This window comes from Streptomyces sp. MGP-BFMKR1 (assembly GCF_057766585.1).
The window spans coordinates 3729095-3746239 of sequence record NZ_CM173408.1 but is presented as its reverse complement, the minus strand read 5'-3'; the positions used below and the strand labels follow the sequence as shown (position 1 = coordinate 3746239).

The window sequence follows — 17145 nt, the reverse complement described above, 5'->3', positions numbered from 1 at the left end:
CGGCGGGCCTGTTCCGGCGTTTCGTCGCGGGTGCCGTCTTCGGGTGTGCTCCCTGCTCAGCGAGGGTGCGGGCGGCGCCGCCCGGCCGCTGGCGGCCTTGCGGCGCCTCGCCCGGCCGCCCGGTGCGGGCGGTGCTCAGCCGCCGAGCGCCTTGCGGAGTCGGTCCGGCTGGACGCGCCAGAAATCGTGCTGGGCGCCGTCGACGAGGATGACCGGGATCTGTTCCCAGTACTTCCGGTACAGCTCCTCGTCCTGGGTGATGTCTTTCTTTTCCCACGCGGCGCCGAGTTCGGCGCAGACTTTCTCGATCACCTGTTGTGCGTCATCACACAGATGGCAGCCGGGTTTGCCGATCAGCGTCACGGTGCTCTCGGCGGGGTTCTTGCGGCCTGATCGGCGTAGCAGCGGGCTCATGTTCGCCATTGTGCCGCCGTTCACCGGGTGCGTATGCGCGATGTCCGACGGGTTCGAAGTCGGTGCGCGGTGGATTACCATCGTGGGCGATTTGTTGGCATCCGGGGGCATAGCGGTGAGGAGTGTGGGCGCGTGCTCCCGTTGTCGACCCCGCGGGCCCTTCGGGAAAGCGGTGAACGGTGTGAACGGCGTGGCGTGGGTGGCGGTTCCGGAATCGGCTCGAAAGGGCGCGTGACACCGGTCACTTTGCTCGGACAAAGCGGACACCATCTTTGTGCACGCGTTCACAAAGGCATAGCCTGCACTTCACGGGGCGGTCCTGGGACGGGCCGTCCGCAGCCCCGCTCTACCCGCAGGAGCACCGTGGCAACTGGCCGAACTCACCGACCGGCGACCCGAAGCCGAGGGATTCCCGAGGCCACCGTCGCCCGGCTTCCGCTGTATCTGCGCGCGTTGACCGCGCTGTCCGAGCGCTCGGTTCCCACGGTCTCCTCCGAGGAGTTGGCCGCCGCCGCCGGGGTCAACTCGGCGAAGCTGCGCAAGGACTTCAGCTACCTGGGCTCGTACGGCACCCGTGGGGTCGGCTACGACGTGGAGTACCTCGTCTACCAGATCTCCCGTGAGCTCGGCCTCACCCAGGACTGGCCCGTCGTCATCGTCGGCATCGGTAACCTCGGCGCCGCGCTGGCCAACTACGGCGGGTTCGCCTCCCGTGGCTTCCGGGTCGCCGCGCTCATCGACGCGGACCCGGCGATGGCGGGCAAGCCCGTCGCGGGCATCGCCGTGCAGCACACCGACGAGCTCGAGTCGATCATCAGCGACAACGGGGTCTCCATCGGCGTGATCGCCACCCCGGCCGGGGCCGCCCAGCAGGTCTGCGAGCGTCTGGTCGCCGCCGGCGTGACCTCCATCCTCAACTTCGCGCCGACCGTGCTGTCCGTGCCGGACGGCGTGGACGTGCGCAAGGTCGACCTCTCCATCGAACTCCAGATCCTCGCCTTCCACGAGCAGCGCAAGGCGGGCGAGGAGGCGGCCCAGGACGCCGCGCAGGCCGGGGCCACGGCGCCGGCGCCCGCGCGCGCCAGCCGCGTGCTGCCCGACGCCACCACCCCCGCGACGGCCGGCGCCGCCACCGCGCCCGTGGCCAGCGCCGACGTGCGGGACAACCAGGGACCTGACGGGGACGTGCCCGCCGTGATGCCGGCATGAGTCTGCTGGTCGTCGGACTGAGCCACCGCAGCGCCCCGGTGAGCGCGCTGGAGCGCGCCGCCCTCCAGGGTGAGCAGCGCGCGAAGCTGGCGCAGGACGCGCTCGTCGCCGAGCCCGCGGTCGAGGCGGCGGTGCTGTCCACCTGCAACCGGGTGGAGCTGTACGCCGACGTGGACAAGTTCCACGCGGGCGTCGCCGAGCTGTCCACGCTGCTCGCCCAGCACACCGGCGTGCCGCTGGACGAGCTGACGCCGTACCTGTACGTGCACTACGAGGACCGGGCCGTGCACCACCTGTTCACGGTGGCCTGCGGGCTCGACTCGATGGTGGTCGGCGAGGGGCAGATCCTCGCCCAGATCAAGGACGCGCTCGCGCTCGGGCAGGAGCTGCACACCGCGGGCCGGCTGCTCAACGACCTGTTCCAGCAGGCGCTGCGGGTGGGCAAGCGGGCGCACAGCGAGACCGGCATCGACAAGGCCGGGCAGTCGCTGGTCACCTTCGGGCTCGAACAGCTCGCCGAGGGCGCGTCGGTGGAGCGGTGGGCGGCGGGCAAGCGCGCCCTGGTGATCGGCGCGGGCTCGATGTCCTCGCTGGCCGCCACCACGCTGGCGCGCGCCGGGGTCGCCGAGGTCGCGGTGGCCAACCGCACCCTGGAGCGGGCCGAGCGGCTCGCGACCTCGCTGGCCGAGCAGGCCCGTGGCCATGGCATGGACCCGGCCGATGGTTCGGCCAAGGGCCGTGGCAACGATCTTCCCGAGGTCGCCTCGCCGGGGCACGGCAGCGCGTTCGGGCCCGCCGCCGGGGTGGCCGGGCTGGTGGCCGTACCGGACCAGCCGCACCACGCGTGCGTCGCCGGCGCGCCCACGCCGGACGGCGCCTGCTCCGCGCGGCCGGCCGACGCCGACGAGGCCGGGGCCGTGGCACCGGCGCGCGGCGCCTGGCGTACCGGCCTGGTGGCCCGCGCGGTGCCGATGACCGAGGTCGCGGCCGAACTCGCCGCGGCTGACATCGTCGTCTCGTGCACCGGCGCGACCGGGCTCGTGCTCGACGCAGAGGCGCTGCGCGCGGCGGTCGGCCAGCGCCCCGACCGGCCGCTGGCCCTGCTCGACCTGGCCATGCCACGGGACATCGACGCCGCGGCGCACCGCCTGGACGGCGTACGCCTGGTGGACATCGAGTCGCTCGCCGAGGCGTCCGCGGACGCCCCGATGGCCGCCGACGTGGACCAGGTCCGGGCGATCGTCTCGGCCGAGGTCACCGCGTTCGGCGCCGCCCAGCGCGCCGCGCACATCACGCCCACCGTGGTCGCGCTGCGCACGATGGCGGCCTCCGTGGTGGCCAGCGAGATCTCCAGGCTGGACGGGCGACTGCCCGATCTTGACGACAAGCAACGCGCGGAGATCACCCAAACCGTCCGCCGTGTGGTCGACAAGCTGCTGCACGCGCCGACGGTGCGGGTCAAGCAGCTCGCGGCCACGCCGGGCGGGGCCGGTTACGCCGACGCCCTGCGCGAGCTCTTCGACCTCGACCCGGAGGCGGTCGCGGCCGTCAGCCGGGCCGATGGGAACCACCCGAAGCGAGGACGGGCATGACCGACAGCACACTCCCCACCCCCGATCGCGCGGCGGGCCCACCCGGTTCGGCCGCCGACGGCAGCGGTGACGTCGGCTCCGACGCCCCGCTGCGACTCGGCACCCGGCGCAGCGCGCTGGCCATGGCGCAGTCGGGCCAGGTCGCCGCGGCCGTCGAGCGGGTCACCGGCCGCCCGGTCGAGCTGGTGGAGATCACCACGTACGGCGACACCTCGCGCGAGCACCTGGCGCAGATCGGTGGCACCGGCGTGTTCGTCTCCGCGCTGCGCGACGCGCTGCTCGGCGGCGCGATCGACTTCGCCGTGCACTCCCTCAAGGACCTGCCGACCGCCGACGCTCCCGGCCTGGTGCTGGCGGCCGTGCCGCCGCGCGAGGACCCGCGTGACGCCCTGGTGGCGCGCGACGGCCTCGGGTTCGAGGCGCTGGCCGCCGACTGCGCCGCGGCCGGTCGCGTCGCGCGCGTCGGCACCGGCTCGCCGCGCCGGATGGCCCAGCTCAACGCGTGGGCCCGGGCGCACGGGCTGGCCGTGGAGACGGTCCCGATCCGCGGCAACATCGACACCCGGATCGGCTTCGTCCGCTCCGGTGAGCTGGACGCCGTGGTGTTGGCCGCGGCTGGCCTGAACCGCGTCGGACGGATCGGGGAGGCGACCGAGATCATCGACGCCGACACGATTCTGCCCGCCCCCGGCCAGGGGGCGCTGGCGATCGAGTGTGCCGCCTCGCACCCGGTGCACGGCACCGCGCTCGTCGCCCAACTCGCCGAACTCGACGATCCGCTGACGCGGGCCGCCGTGACCGCCGAGCGATCTCTGCTCGCCGCCCTGGAGGCCGGCTGTAGCGCACCTGTGGGGGCGCTGGCCGACTTGTTGGGCGACGGGCAGGCTATGACCGAAATGCGCCTGCGGGGCGTCGTCGGCACGACCGACGGCTCCGCGCTGGTGCAGTTGTCCACCACTGGTCCCGTACCCACCTCTTCCTCTCGCAGCGCGACGGACGACGCCGTGACCCCCGCGACACTGGGGCGCGAACTTGCCGCTGACATGCTCGCGAAGGGTGCGGCCGGTCTTATGGGGGAGCGAGCACTTTGAACCCCACCGCCCCGAACCACCCCGGCTGCGGGCACGTCACCTTCCTCGGTGCCGGGCCAGGCGATCCGGGCCTGCTGACGCTGCGCGCCGTGGAGGCACTGGCTACAGCCGATGTGCTGATCGCCGACGCGCAGGTGCTCGATGTGGTGCGTCCGCACGTACGGCCGAATGTCGCGGCCGACGCGCAGAGCGCACTACGGCAGACCGAGGCTGACGGCGCGTCAGTGGCCGCCGGAGTCCCGGTGCTTAGGGATACCGCCAATCTTGTCATGGTGGCCGCGCGCGGCGGCAAGCGGGTCGTCCGTGCGGTCGCCGGCGACCCGGGGCTCGACGGCGACGCCGCCGACGAGATGCTGGCCTGCGCCGCTGAGTCCATCGCCTTCGAGGTGGTGCCCGGCGTCGCGGCGGCGGTCGGCGTGCCCGCGTACGCCGGGGTGCCGCTGCGCGACGCGCAGGGCACGGACGTGCGGTTCGTCGACGCCCGGCACGCCGACGAGCGCTGCTGGGGCGAGGTCGGCGCGAGCGACGGCACCGTCGTGGTCACCGCCACGCTGGAGACGGTGGCCGCCGCCGCCGGCGAGCTGGTGGCCGCGGGCCGCAAGCCGGACACGCCGCTCGCGGTGACCGTCGCGGGCACCACCACGCGGCAGCGCACCTGGACGGCGACGCTCGGCACGATCGCGCAGGTCTTCAAGTCGGGCAAGGTGCTGCCGTCGGCCGACGGCGGGCAGCCCGTGATAGCCGTGGTCGGCGAGCGCGGCGCGGCCGAGCGGCGCGACCGACTGTCGTGGTTCGAGTCCAAGCCGCTGTTCGGCTGGAACGTGCTCGTACCGCGCACCAAGGAACAGGCCGCCTCGCTCTCCGACCAACTGCGCTCCTACGGGGCGGTGCCCAGCGAGGTGCCGACCATCGCCGTGGAGCCGCCGCGCACCCCGCAGCAGATGGAGCGCGCCGTCAAGGGCCTGGTCACCGGGCGCTACGAGTGGATCGCGTTCACCTCGGTCAACGCGGTCAAGGCGGTGCGCGAGAAGTTCGAGGAGTACGGGCTCGACGCGCGCGCCTTCGCTGGCATCAAGGTCGCGGCGGTCGGCGAGCAGACCGCGAGGTCGCTGGTCGAGTTCGGCGTCAAGCCGGACCTGGTGCCCAGCGGCGAGCAGTCGGCGGCCGGGCTGCTTGAGGACTGGCCGCCGTACGACCCGGTCTTCGACCCGATCGACCGCGTCTTCCTGCCGCGGGCCGACATCGCCACCGAGACGCTGGTGGCCGGACTGATCGAGCTGGGCTGGGAGGTGGACGACGTCACCGCGTACCGGACGGTGCGCGCGTCGCCGCCGCCGGCCGAGACCCGCGAGGCCATCAAGGGCGGCGGCTTCGACGCGGTGCTGTTCACCTCGTCGTCGACCGTGCGGAACCTCGTCGGCATCGCGGGCAAGCCGCACAATGTCACCGTCATCGCCTGCATCGGCCCGGCCACCGCGAAGACCGCGGAGGAGCACGGGCTGCGGGTGGACGTGCTGTCGCCCGAGCCCTCGGTGCACAAGCTGGCCGAGGCGCTCGCCGAGTTCGGGGCGGCGCGGCGGGCAGCCGCCATCGAGGCCGGGGACCCGGTCACGCGCCCGAGCGAGCGACGGCCCGGATCGCGTAGGAGGGCACGCTCTTGATGGACCACGGCAGCTTCCCCGGGGTCAGGCCCCGCCGGTTGCGTACGACCCCCGCCATGCGCCGCATGGTGGCCGAGACCCGGTTGGACCCGGCCGAGCTGATCCTGCCGGCGTTCGTCCGCGAGGGCGTCAGCGAGCCGGTGCCGATCGCGTCGATGCCGGGCGTCGTGCAGCACACCCGGGACACGCTGCGTAAGGCCGCGGCCGAGGCGGTGGCCGCCGGGGTCGGCGGGATCATGCTGTTCGGCGTGCCGGAGGACGCGAAGAAGGACGCCGTCGGCACGCCCGGCACCGACCCGGACGGCATTCTGCAGGTCGCGCTGCGGGACGTGCGGGCCGAGGTCGGCGACGACCTGGTGATCATGTCGGACCTGTGCCTGGACGAGCACACCGACCACGGCCACTGCGGCGTCCTGGACGCCGAGGGCCGGGTGGACAACGACGCGACCCTGGAGCGGTACGCGCAGATGGCCCGCGCCCAGGCGGACGCGGGCGCGCACACGGTCGGGCCCAGCGGCATGATGGACGGCCAGGTCCGGGTGATCCGCGAGGCGCTGGACGGCGCGGGCCACCAGGACGTGTCGATCCTGGCGTACACCGCCAAGTACTCGTCGGCCTTCTACGGGCCGTTCCGGGAGGCGGTCGGCTCCTCGCTCCAGGGGGACCGCAAGACCTACCAGCAGGACCCGGCCAACGCCCGCGAGGCACTGCGCGAGCTGTCCCTCGACGTCGCCGAGGGCGCGGACATGGTGATGGTCAAGCCGGCGCTGCCGTACCTGGACATCCTGCGGCAGATCGCGGACGCGTCGCGGGTGCCGGTCGCGGCGTACCAGATCTCCGGCGAGTACGCGATGGTCGAGGCCGCCGCCGCCAACGGGTGGATCGAGCGGGACCGGGCGATCATGGAGACGCTGACGTCCGTGCGGCGGGCCGGTGCGGACATGATCCTCACCTACTGGGCCTCGGAGGTCGCCGGCTGGCTGCGCGGCGGACGCTGACGGCCCGACCGGGGACGACGCCCCGCCATCGCCCCCGGACCGGCTCGCGCTGGGCCCCGCCCCCTCGGTACGTCTGAGGGGGCGGGGCCTTCGTCGTGTGGGCGGCGGCTATGTCCGGGGGCGGTGGTGGCGTCTCGGGGGCGGGTCGTCGCGCGGGCGTTGCGCTGTGGGCGATTGCGCTGTGGGCGTGCGGGGCTTTCGCGCGGGCGTCGTCGGGGGCAGGGTCGGACGCATGAGACTGCTGATGCTGGGTGGGACGGAGTTCGTGGGCCGCGCCGTGACGGAGGCGGCGCTGGCGCGGGGTTGGGAGGTCACGGTCTTCCACCGGGGGCGCCACGCGGCGCCGCCCGGGACCGAGGCGCTGCTCGGCGACCGGACGGCCGATGGCGGGCTCGCCGCCCTGACCGAGGGGGCGGCGGCGGGGCGCGCCTGGGACCTGGTGGTGGACACCTGGTCCAAGGCGCCGGCCGCGGTGCAGGACTCGGCTCGGGTGCTGGCCGGCCGGGTGGGGCGGTACGTCTACGTCTCCAGCGGCTCGGTGTACCGGTTCCCGTCGGCGGCCGGGCACGACGAGAGCTGGCCGGTGGTGGACGCCTCGCCCGACGACGGCGACGACGTGGACTACGCGCGGGCCAAGCGGGGCGGGGAACTGGCCGCGCTCGACGCGTTCGGCGAGCGGGCGCTGCTGGTGCGGGCCGGGCTGATCCTCGGCCCGTACGAGAACATCGGGCGGCTGCCGTGGTGGCTGGGGCGGATGGCGCGGGGCGGGACCGTGTTGGCGCCGGGCCCTCGGGAGTTGGCCCTGCAGTACGTGGACGTGCGGGACCTGGCCGCCTGGTGCCTGGACGCGGGCGCGGCCGGGCTCGGCGGCCCGTACAACGTGATCAGCCCGTCGGGGCACGCCACCATGGGCGAACTGCTCACGGCGTGCGCGCGGGTGACCGGCGGCGGGGCGACGCTGCGCTGGCTGGACGCGGGGGCGGTGCTGGCAGCGGGCATCGAGCCGTGGACGGAGCTGCCGGTGTGGGCGGCGGCGGGCGAGCTGTACGACGCGCTGCACCGTACGGACGTGTCCCGGGCGGTGGCGGCGGGGTTGCGCTGCCGGCCCGTGGAGCAGACGGTGGCCGACACCTGGCGCTGGCTCCAGGACATCGGCGGGGTGGCCCCGCACCGCCCGGACCGCTCCCGGGTGGGCCTGGGCCCGGCGAAGGAGGCGCAGGCGCTGCGCGCGGCGGCGGCCGAGGGCGGCGGGGGCGCGGGCCAGGGGCGGGGGCCGGTCCCGGGCTGAGCGGAGGCACGGGCGGGGCCGGTGGCCAGGCGGGGGCGTGGGCCCAGGCTGGGCGGGTGTCCGGCGGGTCGGTGGCCCGGCGTTCGCTGGTCCGGCGGGGGAGGGTGGCTGGTGGGCGGGGGTGTGCGGGGAATGTCAGAGGTGGGGGTTGGGGTCCCGGCCATGACCGAACCTTCGTACCTCCAGACCACCCGGGCCGGTTACGACGCGATAGCCGTTCCCTATGAGGAGTTCGCCCGCGACGCCCTGGCGAACAAGCCCTTCGACGCGGCGATGTTGGCGGCGTTCGCGCACGTGGTGCGGGCCGGCGGGGGCGGTCTCGTGGCGGAGGTGGGGACCGGGCCGGGGCGGGTGGCGGCGCATCTGCACGGGCTCGGGGTCGACGTGTTCGGTGTCGACCTGTCCCCCCGAGATGGTCGCGTTGGCCCGGCGCACCTATCCGGGGTTGCGGTTCGTCGAGGGGCAGATGGCCGAACTCGACCTAGCGGACGGCGCGCTGGCCGGGCTGGTGGCCTGGTACTCGGTCATCCACACGCCGCCCGAGCTGGTGCCCACGGTGCTGGCCGAGTTCCACCGGGTGCTGGCGCCGGGCGGCCACGCGCTGCTCGCCTTCCAGGTGGGCGACGAGCCGTTGCACCTGTCGGAGGCGTTCGACCGGGAGATCGCGCTGGACTTCCATCGCTGGCAGCCGGACCGCATGACCGCGCTGCTGGCCGACGCCGGGCTCGACGTGCAGGCCACGCTGGTGCGCGAGGCCGAGCCGACCGAACGCACCCCGCAGGCGTACCTGCTGGCGCGCAAGGCGGCGGACGACCAGGGTGAGGCGGCGGGCGGGGCGAGTTAGCGAACAGGAAGCGGGGACGGGACGGGGCGCTCGCCCGTCCCGCCCCGTCCCGCGCGGGTGCGCCGCTAGTCGATGAACCGCACGTACGGGTAGCGCGGCGACGGCGCGTCGAGCAGCGGCTGCGGGCGGCGCAGCAGGTGCTGGGTGAAGAACGCCGTCAGGTAGGCGCGGCGGGTGGCGACGAAGCCGGCCGGGTCGAGCGAGCCGATCTGCCCCATCGCCTCGTCGCGCACGCCGAACTCCCGGTCGAGGACGGGCAGTACGTGCATGAAGTCGGTGTACGACAGGTGGCCGGCCCCCTTCGACCACAGGTCGCGCTTCCATCCGGGCGAGTTCTCCCAGAGCGCGGCGAGCCCGACGGCGAGCGGGCTGCGGTGGTGGAAGGGCTCGCCGGCGCTCTCGCCGAACATGCCGCACATGAGCAGGAACGGCTGCCGCAGGCCGGTCTGCGCGGCGGCGGTGGGCCGGCCCCCGCCCTGGACGAGCGGGCCGTCCTGGAGGGCGCCCGCGCGGATGCGACGGTCGGCCAGCATCGCGTCGAAGAGGCCGGAGGGGCCGATGGAGTGCCCGTAGCCGCCGATCCGATGCGGGTCCACGGCGCGGGCCAGGCCGCGCGGCAGCGGCCGGCCGGCGGCGTCCGGGTTGCGCCCGCGGGCCAACTCCGTCACCTGGTCCACGACGAACCGCAGGTCGGCCGTCCGGGTGCTGAGGGCGGCGCGCACCACCTCGGCGTCCGGCAGCTCCGTCAGGAGCGGGGAGATGGTGTGCAGGCGGCCGTCGGGGAACTCGACGGCCATCGCCTCGTACGTGTGGTCCACGCTGACCACGACGAAGCCGTGGCTGGCCAACTCCGCGATGACGACGGTGTCGGTGTCGCGGGACGACTGGAAGCCGGGCGTGTACAGGACCACCGGGCGCGGGCGTGCGCTCGGCGCGACGGGCGGCCCGGCGGTGGCGTGGGTGCCGATGTCCGCCCAGTTCAGGGCGGATGCCGGCAGGCCGAGTTGGGTTTCGCCGTACGCGTCGAAGACGGCGGCCAGGCCGGGCGTGACGTACGGGGCCCGCGGGGCGTCCGCGCCGGCGCGCGCCGGGTACCAGACGCTGACCATCAGCTCCCGGGGGCGGTTCGGCTCCTCGGCCCAGCGCTCGGTGCGGGTGTGGTCGACGAGGTGCAGGTGGGTGGTGCCGACCGGGTGCGGCCCGGTCGGGGCCGGCAGGTCGAAGCGGAACGCGCCGCTCCGGGGTGCGGCCGACGCCGGGGCCGCCAGCGGGAGCGGCAGGGCGGCGGCGAGACCCGCCGCGGCGACGCCACCGAGAACGGCGCGCCGGGGGAGCGGGCGGGAGCGGGACGCGCGGGGCGCGTCGGGCGCGAGGGGCATGAGGGGCGTGCTGCGGGTGTGCCTCAGGGGGTGGTTCATGGGGTGTGACCTTTTCCTGGTGCGACGGCCGGGCGTGGACTGGCCCCGGCCCGATGGGGGGCCGGGGCCAGCGGGACCAGCCGTGACGAGGCCAACCGTGACGAGGCCAACCGTGATGAGGCCAGCCGTGGTGCCTGCCCGCCGGTCGCGGTGCCGTGACCGGGGTGACCTGGTTCCCCGGCGTCAGCCCGTGGTGGGCCGGCGTCAGCGCGTGGCGGTCCAGGAGTGGGCGACGTCCACGATCAGGTGGTTGGCGGTCTGCGTCACCCGGAACGGGAGCCTGGCGCGGACGCCGAGGCCGATCTGGGTGTCGCCCTCGAAGCTGCTGCCGAAGCGGGCGTCCTTGAAGGTCTTGAAGCCGGTCAGGTTCACGCCGGGCAGCGGCTGGCCGGCCCGGCCCTGGTAGGTGGCGCCGCCGGTCTCCGGGTCGTAGCTCGGTGCCGCGGCGCGCACCTCCAGTATGGCGCCGCCGCCGACCTTGATCAGGTCGCCGGAGCCGTCCTGGCGCAGCTCGTTGACGTAGCCGACGCGGTAGCCGATCGGCTGGTCGCCGGTGCCGCGGACGTCGAAGACCAGGCGGTCGAAGCAGGCGTGCTGACCGGCCCTGATGTTCTCCAGCGGGCGGTAGTTGGTCGGCTCGGCGGTCTTGTCGCCGCTGCCCCAGATCGGGTCGCACGGCGCGTCCGTGCCGCTGCCCCAGATCGGGTCGCGGTTGGTGTTGGCCGTCGTCGCCGGTGGCGTGGCAGCGTTGGCCGTAGTGACGGTCGCCGCCAGACCGGCGCTCGCCAGCACGATCGCGGCCAGTGCAGTGCCCCACCGTCGCATTTGCTTACCCCCATGTAGATGTTGATCACGCGCGCGTTGTGCGGTTGTGCTTTCGGGTAAGTGACGAGCCGCCCACCCAAAAGGTTGCCCGCCGGGTCGTGACCGCGTGGCGCGTTCGGGCCCCAACGGGACGTAGAGAAAGTGGAATTGGCACGTCGGCGGTTCAGCGCGCGCTGGCGCGCGCACGCCACCCCGGGCGCGCCCGGCGAGCGCCACGCCGCCCCGACGCGCCACCCCGTGCGTCACCGTCGGAGGTCGCAACGCCCCCTCTATGTACGGAGGTTGCGGCCACCCCCCACCGAACGAGCCGCGATCGTCACCTCGTGAGAACGCCCCTCCAGTGGGCAACTGTGCCGATGCACAAGGGGGATAACCGCCCCATGTTCTTTCGTTCTGGCACCACTGGTCCGGGGCCCGGTTCCGGGAGAGTGTCGGCGGCATGGCGTACCAACAGAACGAGAACGGCCGGAACCCGCGCGGCGACGGCGAGCCCGGCGCACGTACGGAGCGCGGTCCGGGCAGGCCCGAGACCCAAGCCGGGCCCGGCCCCGAGCCCGTAACCAAGGCCGGGACCGGCCCCGAGCCGGCGAGCGGAACCGCTGCCACGGCTCGGGCCGCCGCCCCCGCGTCGCCCCACCGTCCCGCGCGCCGGGCCGTGCCCCGGGGGCGGGGCGCCCGGTGCGTCGTGCCGGCGTTGGGGCTCGTGCTCGCCGCGTCCCTGCTCGGCGCGGCGAACCCGGCCGAGGCGGCGCGCCCCACGGAGGCCCCCGGCGCACCCGGCGCGTCCGGTGCGCCCGGTGCGCGGGGTGGCGAGGCGTTGGACTGGCAGCGGTGCGCGATCGAGGGCGCGGACCCGCGACAGGAGTGCGCCACCGTCAGGGTGCCGCTCGACTACGCCCGCCCGAACGGCCGGCAGATCGACATCGCCGTCTCCCGCATCCGCAGCGAGCAGCCGAGGGACCGGCGCGGCGCACTGCTCCTGATCCCGGGCGGCCCCGGCAACTCGGGCCTGAACGGACCGTCCAGCAAGGGGCAGCGGCTGCCGAGCAGCGTGCGCGGCGCATACGACCTGATCGGGTTCGACCCGCGGGGCGTGGGCAGCAGCACCCCGGTGACCTGCGGCCTCCCGCACGAACAGCTCGCCACGGTCAACCTGCGCGCCTGGCCCGACGCGGACGGCGGGCTCACCGGGCCGGTGACCCGGGCCCGTACCATCGCCGAGACCTGCGCCCGCGACGGCGGCGAACTGGCCCGCCACATCAGCACTCGCAACGAGGCCCGGGACATCGACCGCATCCGGCGGGCGCTGGGCGAGGACAAGCTCTCCGCGTGGGGCCACTCGTACGGCACGTACGCCGGGTCCGTGTACGCGCGGATGTTCCCCGACCGCACCGACCGCTGGGTGCTCGACAGCAACGACGACCCGAACCCGCGGCGGGTGGCGCGGCAGTGGCAGGCGAACTACGCGGTCGGCGTCGAGGACACCTTCCCCGCCTTCGCGGCCTGGGCCACCGACCCCGCCAACGGGCCCGTCGTGGCGGACCGGCCCGAACAGGTGCGCCCGCTGTTCCTGCGGCTCGCCGCCGAGTTGGACCGCGACCCGCTGCCGTGGCCGGGCGCCAACCCCGACCGGCTCACCGGCAACCACCTGCGCCAGGTGATGCTGGACAGCCTGGGCAGCCCGGCGCGGTTCGCCTTCCTCGCCCAGGTGATCAACGCGGTGCGCACCGGCGGCGCGTTGCCCGCGCCGGGGACGCAGCCGTCGGACGCGTTCCTGCGCAACAACATCGCGGTGGCCGTCGCCACCATCTGCAACGACGTCTCCTGGCCGCGCTCGCTGCCCACCTACGAGCGGAACGTGGCCCGCGACCGGGCCCGCCACCCGCTCACGGCCGGCATGCCGGCCAGCGTCATGCCGTGCGCGTTCTGGCCGTACGCGCCGCGCGAGCCCGCGACGCGGATCACCGACCGTGGCCCGGCCAACGTGCTGCTCGTACAGAACCTGCGCGACGTGTCGACGCCGCACTCCGGCGCGCTGCGGCTGCGGAGCGCCTTCGGCGACCGGGCGCGCATGGTGTCGGTGAACGCGACGGGGCACGGCGCGTACATGGCGGTCGACGGCAACGCCTGCGGCGACCGTCTGGTGACCGACTTCCTGGTCGCGGGACGGCGACCGGCGCACGACGTGACCTGCGCCGACGCGGCGGATATTCCGTCGAACCGGAGGGCGGGCTGAGGCAGGATGAGGCGCGGCCACGCGCCGACAGCCCGCCACCCCCCGCCCGAAGGACGTGCCCATGCCCGAGCAGAACCCGCGACAGGCCGAGCGGCAGCCGGCACGGATCCAGATCCCCGATCCCACCGTGCTGCACCCGCTGCCCGAACACGAGCGGGTGGTGCTGCTGAAGCCACTGGTCACCGACCCGCGCATCGAGATCGGGGAGTTCACGTACTACGACGACCCGGAGCACGCGGAGTCCTTCCAGGAACGCAACGTGCTGTACGCGTACGGGCCCGAGCGGCTGGTCATCGGCAGGTACTGCGCGATCGCCACCGACACCAGGTTCGTCATGGCGGGCGCCAACCACGCCACGCACGGCGTGTCCACGTTCCCGTTCACCATCTTCGGCGGGACGTGGGCGGAGCGCACGGCCCACGTGTTCGCGGAGATCGAGAGCCGGGGTGACACCGTGGTCGGCAACGACGTGTGGTTCGGGCGGGGCGTGACGGTGATGCCGGGCGTGACCATCGGCGACGGCGCGATCGTCGCCACCGGCTCCGTGGTCGTCTCCGACGTGCCGCCGTACACGATCGTCGGCGGCAACCCGGCCCGTACCGTCAAGCAGCGGTACGCGGACGAGGACGTCGAGCGGCTGCTGCGGGCGGCCTGGTGGAACTGGCCGCTGGAGACGGTCACGGAGCACGTGCACACGATCATGACCGGCAGCCCGGCCGACATCGAGGCCATCGCGGCCGGGCTCTCCACGGCCTGAGGCACGGGCGGGTTGGGCTTGGGCCGCCGCACCGGTCACGGGCCGGCCCGTCGCCCGGTCACGGGGCAGTCCGCCGCACCGGTCACGGGCCGGGGAGCGGGCCGGCCGTGTACGACGCGAGGCGGAAGCGCTGGCGGTTGTGGGGGAGTTGCACGGCGGCCGGGTCCAGCAGGTCCACCAGCTCGACCAGGGCGTTCTGTAGCGCCTCAAGCCGGGCCAGGGCCGGGGTGGGGTCGACGGCGAGCCGGTCCACGTCGGCCAGCAGGTGCGTGAACCACGCGCGGAACACCTCGTCCTGGTCCAGACGGCGACAGAACTCCGCGTACCCCAGGCACCAGCGCTGCCCGGGAACGCTGTCCGGGTGCACCATCAACTCGCCGATCGCGCGCTGGTGGGCGCGGAAGACCCGCAGCTCGTTGCTGGTCTCGGAGATCCTGCCGACGAGCGTGCTGATCTCCCCCAACTGCCGCATGATCCGCCGGTTGGTGCGGCTGCCGCCCAGGTTGAGGAACTGGATGTCGCGGCGCAGGGTCTCCGCCCACCCCAGGTACTCCGCGAGCACGAACACGGTGCTGCGCCGCGCGTACTCGGCCTCCGCCGGCGTGCCGTGGGTCAGGAAGGTCGTCAGGTAGCCGGAGTAGCCGAGGGCGGGGGTGTGGTCGACGACGTGGCCGCGCAGGATGTTGTAGATCCGGCTCTGGAGATCGTAGGCGGCGAGCGCGAGGGACGAGCCGTACCGCTCCATGTAGTTGCGCTCCGTTCGCGCGTTCAGCCGGCGCTGCTGCCAGTAGCCGAGCAGGCCGGTCAGGCCCGCCCCGACCACGGCGACGACCGCCGACACCACGGACACCGAATCCAACGCCGTCTCCCCCCGCGCCCGCCGGCCCCGCGCCTCACCCTTTTCCCCGCCCGCGCCCGCTCGTCGCGGCACGCGCGCGGACGGGTCACCCCCGATGATGACGCCTGGCGCCCCGGAGGTGGTTCGCGGGTGGCTCAGCGCGCGGGGTGGCGGTGGCGTACGCCGCGTCGCCACACGTCGGTGAGGCCGGCGACCCGTGCGCGCTCGTCGTCACCGACGCCGGCCCGCTCGCCGCGCTCATCGTGGACCTGGCACCCGACGACGACCGGATCACCGCCATCTATTCCGTGACGAACCCCGACAAACTCACCGGAGCCCGCGGGCGGTAGGAGTGGGGCCCCAGCCGGTCGTGTCGGCTGGCCCACCGGGACGAACTCGGGTTAGCCCCCGCACGGTTGGGGGAGCCTGCCGCATGGTCGCGCGCCGGTCCGGCCGGGACGCTGGAGGCCATGAACACACGCACCCGAGCACCCCGCGTACGCCTGACCGCCGCCGTCGCGCTGGCCGCGACGATGACCGGACTCGCGGCCTCCGCGCCCGCGGTCGCCGACGACGGCACCCGCACGCCCTCCTCCCAACGGGCCGCCGCCACAGGGCTCACGGAGCCCGGAGCGGGCGCGGGAACCGCCTCGTCCGACACCGCCGGCGCCCGCGAGGCGACGCGTAAGCCGCTCACCCAGCGGCAACTGCGCCGGGCCGTGGAGCGCACGTTGCGCGAGGCCGGGTACGTCAACGTGTCGGTGGACGTACGCGACGGCACCCGGCACACCACCGCCCGGGCCGGCGAGGCGAAGCTGAACACGGGCCGCCCCGTGCCGGCCGGGGCCTCCTTCCGGGGCGGGAGCACCACCAAGTCGTTCGTCGCCGTCGTCGTCCTGCAACTCGTCGCCGAGGGCGAGCTGTCGCTCGACGACACCGTGCACGACTGGCTGCCCGGCCTGATCACCGGAAACGGCAACGACGGCCGGCGCATCACGATCCGACACCTCCTCCAGCACACCAGCGGCCTGTACAACTACGACCGCACCGAGGACACCGGGAACACCGCCGCCGACTTCGAGCGGACGCGGCTGGAGCGCCTGGAGCCGGAGCAGCTCATCGCCGGCGCCCTGCGCCACAAGCCGGACTTCGACCCGGCCGACCCCGACGACCCCACGCCCAGGTGGAACTACTCCAACCCCGGCTACGTGATCCTCGGGATGATCATCGAGAAGGCCACGGGGCGGCCGTGGGGCGAGGAGGTCAGGCAGCGCATCGTGAAGCCGCTCGGCCTGAAGGGCACCTACGCGCCGGGCGACGACCCGTACCTGCGGGGCCCGCACGCCCACATCTACCAGCAGTTCCCCGGTTCGCGGCGGCTCACGGACACCACGGTGCGCAACATGTCCTGGGGCGACGCGGCGGGCGCGCTGGTGACCACCGAGCGCGACCTGGACCGCTTCTACACCGCGCTGCTGACCGGCGACCTGCTGCCGGCCGAGCAGCTCGGGGAGATGCGCGAGGTCGTCCCCGTGTCGACGGACTTCGACCAGATCATGCCGGGGCTGCGGTACGGCCTCGGCCTGATGCGCCAGCCGCTGGCCTGCGGCGGTTACCGCTGGGGCCACGGCGGCGACGTCGAGGGCGGCACCGTACGCGCCGGCTTCACCGCCGACGGCAAGCGCGGCGTGGTGATCGCGGCCAGCGGCAAGGCGTCCAACGAGGCGTGGCTGATGAAGGCCGAGCGCTCCCTCCAGAGCCTGCTCGACCAGACCCTGTGCGGCACGCAGCGCTGAGCCGTCCGCGTGTCGGGGCTGGCCGCTTGCCGGAGAGGCCGCCCCGCGCGCCAGGGCACTGGGATTCCGGTGTGCTGGGCGCCGGGGTGCTGGGCCAGTTCCGAGGGCGCGGTCCGACCCTGGGGTTTTGTTCTAGAGCAGAAATCCCTTGCCGCTAGTACGTAAGCGGGCTAGCCTT

15 protein-coding genes are annotated in these 17145 nt (G+C 74.2%); 11 read left to right on the top strand and 4 right to left on the bottom strand.

Translation table 11 applies throughout. The annotated features are described in order from the left end of the window. Positions 1–135 precede the first annotated feature (135 nt). On the bottom strand, positions 136–414 hold the full coding sequence (locus tag AC3CHW_RS14295) for a glutaredoxin family protein (protein ID WP_187061101.1): 279 nt from the start codon (positions 412–414) through the stop codon (positions 136–138). Positions 415–777: 363 nt separating this feature from the next. On the opposite strand from AC3CHW_RS14295, the gene AC3CHW_RS14290 reads away from it, so the two are divergent. The 7 genes from AC3CHW_RS14290 (at position 778) to AC3CHW_RS14260 (ending at position 9097) form a co-directional block, all read left to right on the top strand. Further along, a complete protein-coding gene (locus AC3CHW_RS14290; RefSeq protein WP_488470685.1) occupies positions 778–1623 on the top strand; it encodes a redox-sensing transcriptional repressor Rex in 846 nt (281 codons plus the stop codon). Then, positions 1620–3215: a glutamyl-tRNA reductase gene (hemA, locus tag AC3CHW_RS14285; RefSeq protein ID WP_488470684.1), complete on the top strand. Its 1596-nt coding sequence runs from the start codon at positions 1620–1622 to the stop codon at positions 3213–3215. Before AC3CHW_RS14290 ends, hemA begins: the two co-directional genes overlap by 4 nt. Further along, on the top strand, positions 3212–4306 hold the full coding sequence (hemC, locus tag AC3CHW_RS14280) for a hydroxymethylbilane synthase (RefSeq protein WP_459250767.1): 1095 nt from the start codon (positions 3212–3214) through the stop codon (positions 4304–4306). The genes hemA and hemC overlap by 4 nt, the downstream gene beginning before the upstream one ends. Then, a complete protein-coding gene (locus AC3CHW_RS14275; protein ID WP_187088584.1) occupies positions 4303–5967 on the top strand; it encodes a bifunctional uroporphyrinogen-III C-methyltransferase/uroporphyrinogen-III synthase in 1665 nt (554 codons plus the stop codon). The genes hemC and AC3CHW_RS14275 overlap by 4 nt, the downstream gene beginning before the upstream one ends. After that, positions 5967–6965, top strand: coding sequence for a porphobilinogen synthase (gene hemB, locus AC3CHW_RS14270; RefSeq protein WP_488470683.1), 999 nt, complete (start codon positions 5967–5969; stop codon positions 6963–6965). The genes AC3CHW_RS14275 and hemB overlap by 1 nt, the downstream gene beginning before the upstream one ends. A gap of 232 nt (positions 6966–7197) precedes the next feature. Continuing rightward, positions 7198–8253 (top strand): NAD-dependent epimerase/dehydratase family protein, encoded by a 1056-nt coding sequence (locus tag AC3CHW_RS14265; protein ID WP_488470682.1) that lies wholly within the window; start codon positions 7198–7200, stop codon positions 8251–8253. A gap of 391 nt (positions 8254–8644) precedes the next feature. Continuing rightward, on the top strand, positions 8645–9097 hold the full coding sequence (locus tag AC3CHW_RS14260; RefSeq protein WP_488470681.1) for a class I SAM-dependent methyltransferase: 453 nt from the start codon (positions 8645–8647) through the stop codon (positions 9095–9097). Between the two features lie 65 nt (positions 9098–9162). Here the strand turns inward: AC3CHW_RS14260 and AC3CHW_RS14255 are convergent, their stop codons facing one another. Both AC3CHW_RS14255 and AC3CHW_RS14250 read right to left on the bottom strand, forming a co-directional pair. Next, on the bottom strand, positions 9163–10515 hold the full coding sequence (locus tag AC3CHW_RS14255) for an alpha/beta hydrolase family protein (protein WP_488470680.1): 1353 nt from the start codon (positions 10513–10515) through the stop codon (positions 9163–9165). Between the two features lie 204 nt (positions 10516–10719). Then, positions 10720–11340, bottom strand: coding sequence for an AMIN-like domain-containing (lipo)protein (locus tag AC3CHW_RS14250; RefSeq protein WP_488470679.1), 621 nt, complete (start codon positions 11338–11340; stop codon positions 10720–10722). A 439-nt stretch (positions 11341–11779) separates the two neighbouring features. Here AC3CHW_RS14250 and AC3CHW_RS14245 point away from each other — a divergent pair, with 439 nt between their 5' ends. Both AC3CHW_RS14245 and AC3CHW_RS14240 read left to right on the top strand, forming a co-directional pair. Continuing rightward, positions 11780–13576 (top strand): alpha/beta hydrolase, encoded by a 1797-nt coding sequence (locus AC3CHW_RS14245; protein ID WP_488470678.1) that lies wholly within the window; start codon positions 11780–11782, stop codon positions 13574–13576. A gap of 61 nt (positions 13577–13637) precedes the next feature. Beyond that, a complete protein-coding gene (locus AC3CHW_RS14240; RefSeq protein WP_488470677.1) occupies positions 13638–14333 on the top strand; it encodes a CatB-related O-acetyltransferase in 696 nt (231 codons plus the stop codon). An 82-nt stretch (positions 14334–14415) separates the two neighbouring features. Here the strand turns inward: AC3CHW_RS14240 and AC3CHW_RS14235 are convergent, their stop codons facing one another. After that, positions 14416–15183, bottom strand: coding sequence for a hypothetical protein (locus tag AC3CHW_RS14235; protein ID WP_488471052.1), 768 nt, complete (start codon positions 15181–15183; stop codon positions 14416–14418). Between the two features lie 161 nt (positions 15184–15344). On the opposite strand from AC3CHW_RS14235, the gene AC3CHW_RS14230 reads away from it, so the two are divergent. Further along, a complete protein-coding gene (locus AC3CHW_RS14230; protein WP_488470676.1) occupies positions 15345–15521 on the top strand; it encodes a hypothetical protein in 177 nt (58 codons plus the stop codon). A gap of 120 nt (positions 15522–15641) precedes the next feature. Continuing rightward, on the top strand, positions 15642–16967 hold the full coding sequence (locus AC3CHW_RS14225; protein ID WP_488470675.1) for a serine hydrolase domain-containing protein: 1326 nt from the start codon (positions 15642–15644) through the stop codon (positions 16965–16967). Positions 16968–17145 lie beyond the last annotated feature (178 nt).

What these genes read in the sequence shown, in the direction of transcription:
- AC3CHW_RS14250 (WP_488470679.1), bottom strand. Translation starts at nt 11,340, where the DNA reads ATGCGACGGTGGGGCACTGCACTGGCCGCGATCGTGCTGGCGAGCGCC.
- hemC (WP_459250767.1), top strand. Translation starts at nt 3,212, where the DNA reads ATGACCGACAGCACACTCCCCACCCCCGATCGCGCGGCGGGCCCACCC.
- AC3CHW_RS14255 (WP_488470680.1), bottom strand. Translation starts at nt 10,515, where the DNA reads ATGAACCACCCCCTGAGGCACACCCGCAGCACGCCCCTCATGCCCCTC.
- hemA (WP_488470684.1), top strand. Translation starts at nt 1,620, where the DNA reads ATGAGTCTGCTGGTCGTCGGACTGAGCCACCGCAGCGCCCCGGTGAGC.
- AC3CHW_RS14245 (WP_488470678.1), top strand. Translation starts at nt 11,780, where the DNA reads ATGGCGTACCAACAGAACGAGAACGGCCGGAACCCGCGCGGCGACGGC.
- AC3CHW_RS14225 (WP_488470675.1), top strand. Translation starts at nt 15,642, where the DNA reads ATGAACACACGCACCCGAGCACCCCGCGTACGCCTGACCGCCGCCGTC.
- AC3CHW_RS14295 (WP_187061101.1), bottom strand. Translation starts at nt 414, where the DNA reads ATGAGCCCGCTGCTACGCCGATCAGGCCGCAAGAACCCCGCCGAGAGC.
- AC3CHW_RS14265 (WP_488470682.1), top strand. Translation starts at nt 7,198, where the DNA reads ATGAGACTGCTGATGCTGGGTGGGACGGAGTTCGTGGGCCGCGCCGTG.
- AC3CHW_RS14240 (WP_488470677.1), top strand. Translation starts at nt 13,638, where the DNA reads ATGCCCGAGCAGAACCCGCGACAGGCCGAGCGGCAGCCGGCACGGATC.
- hemB (WP_488470683.1), top strand. Translation starts at nt 5,967, where the DNA reads ATGGACCACGGCAGCTTCCCCGGGGTCAGGCCCCGCCGGTTGCGTACG.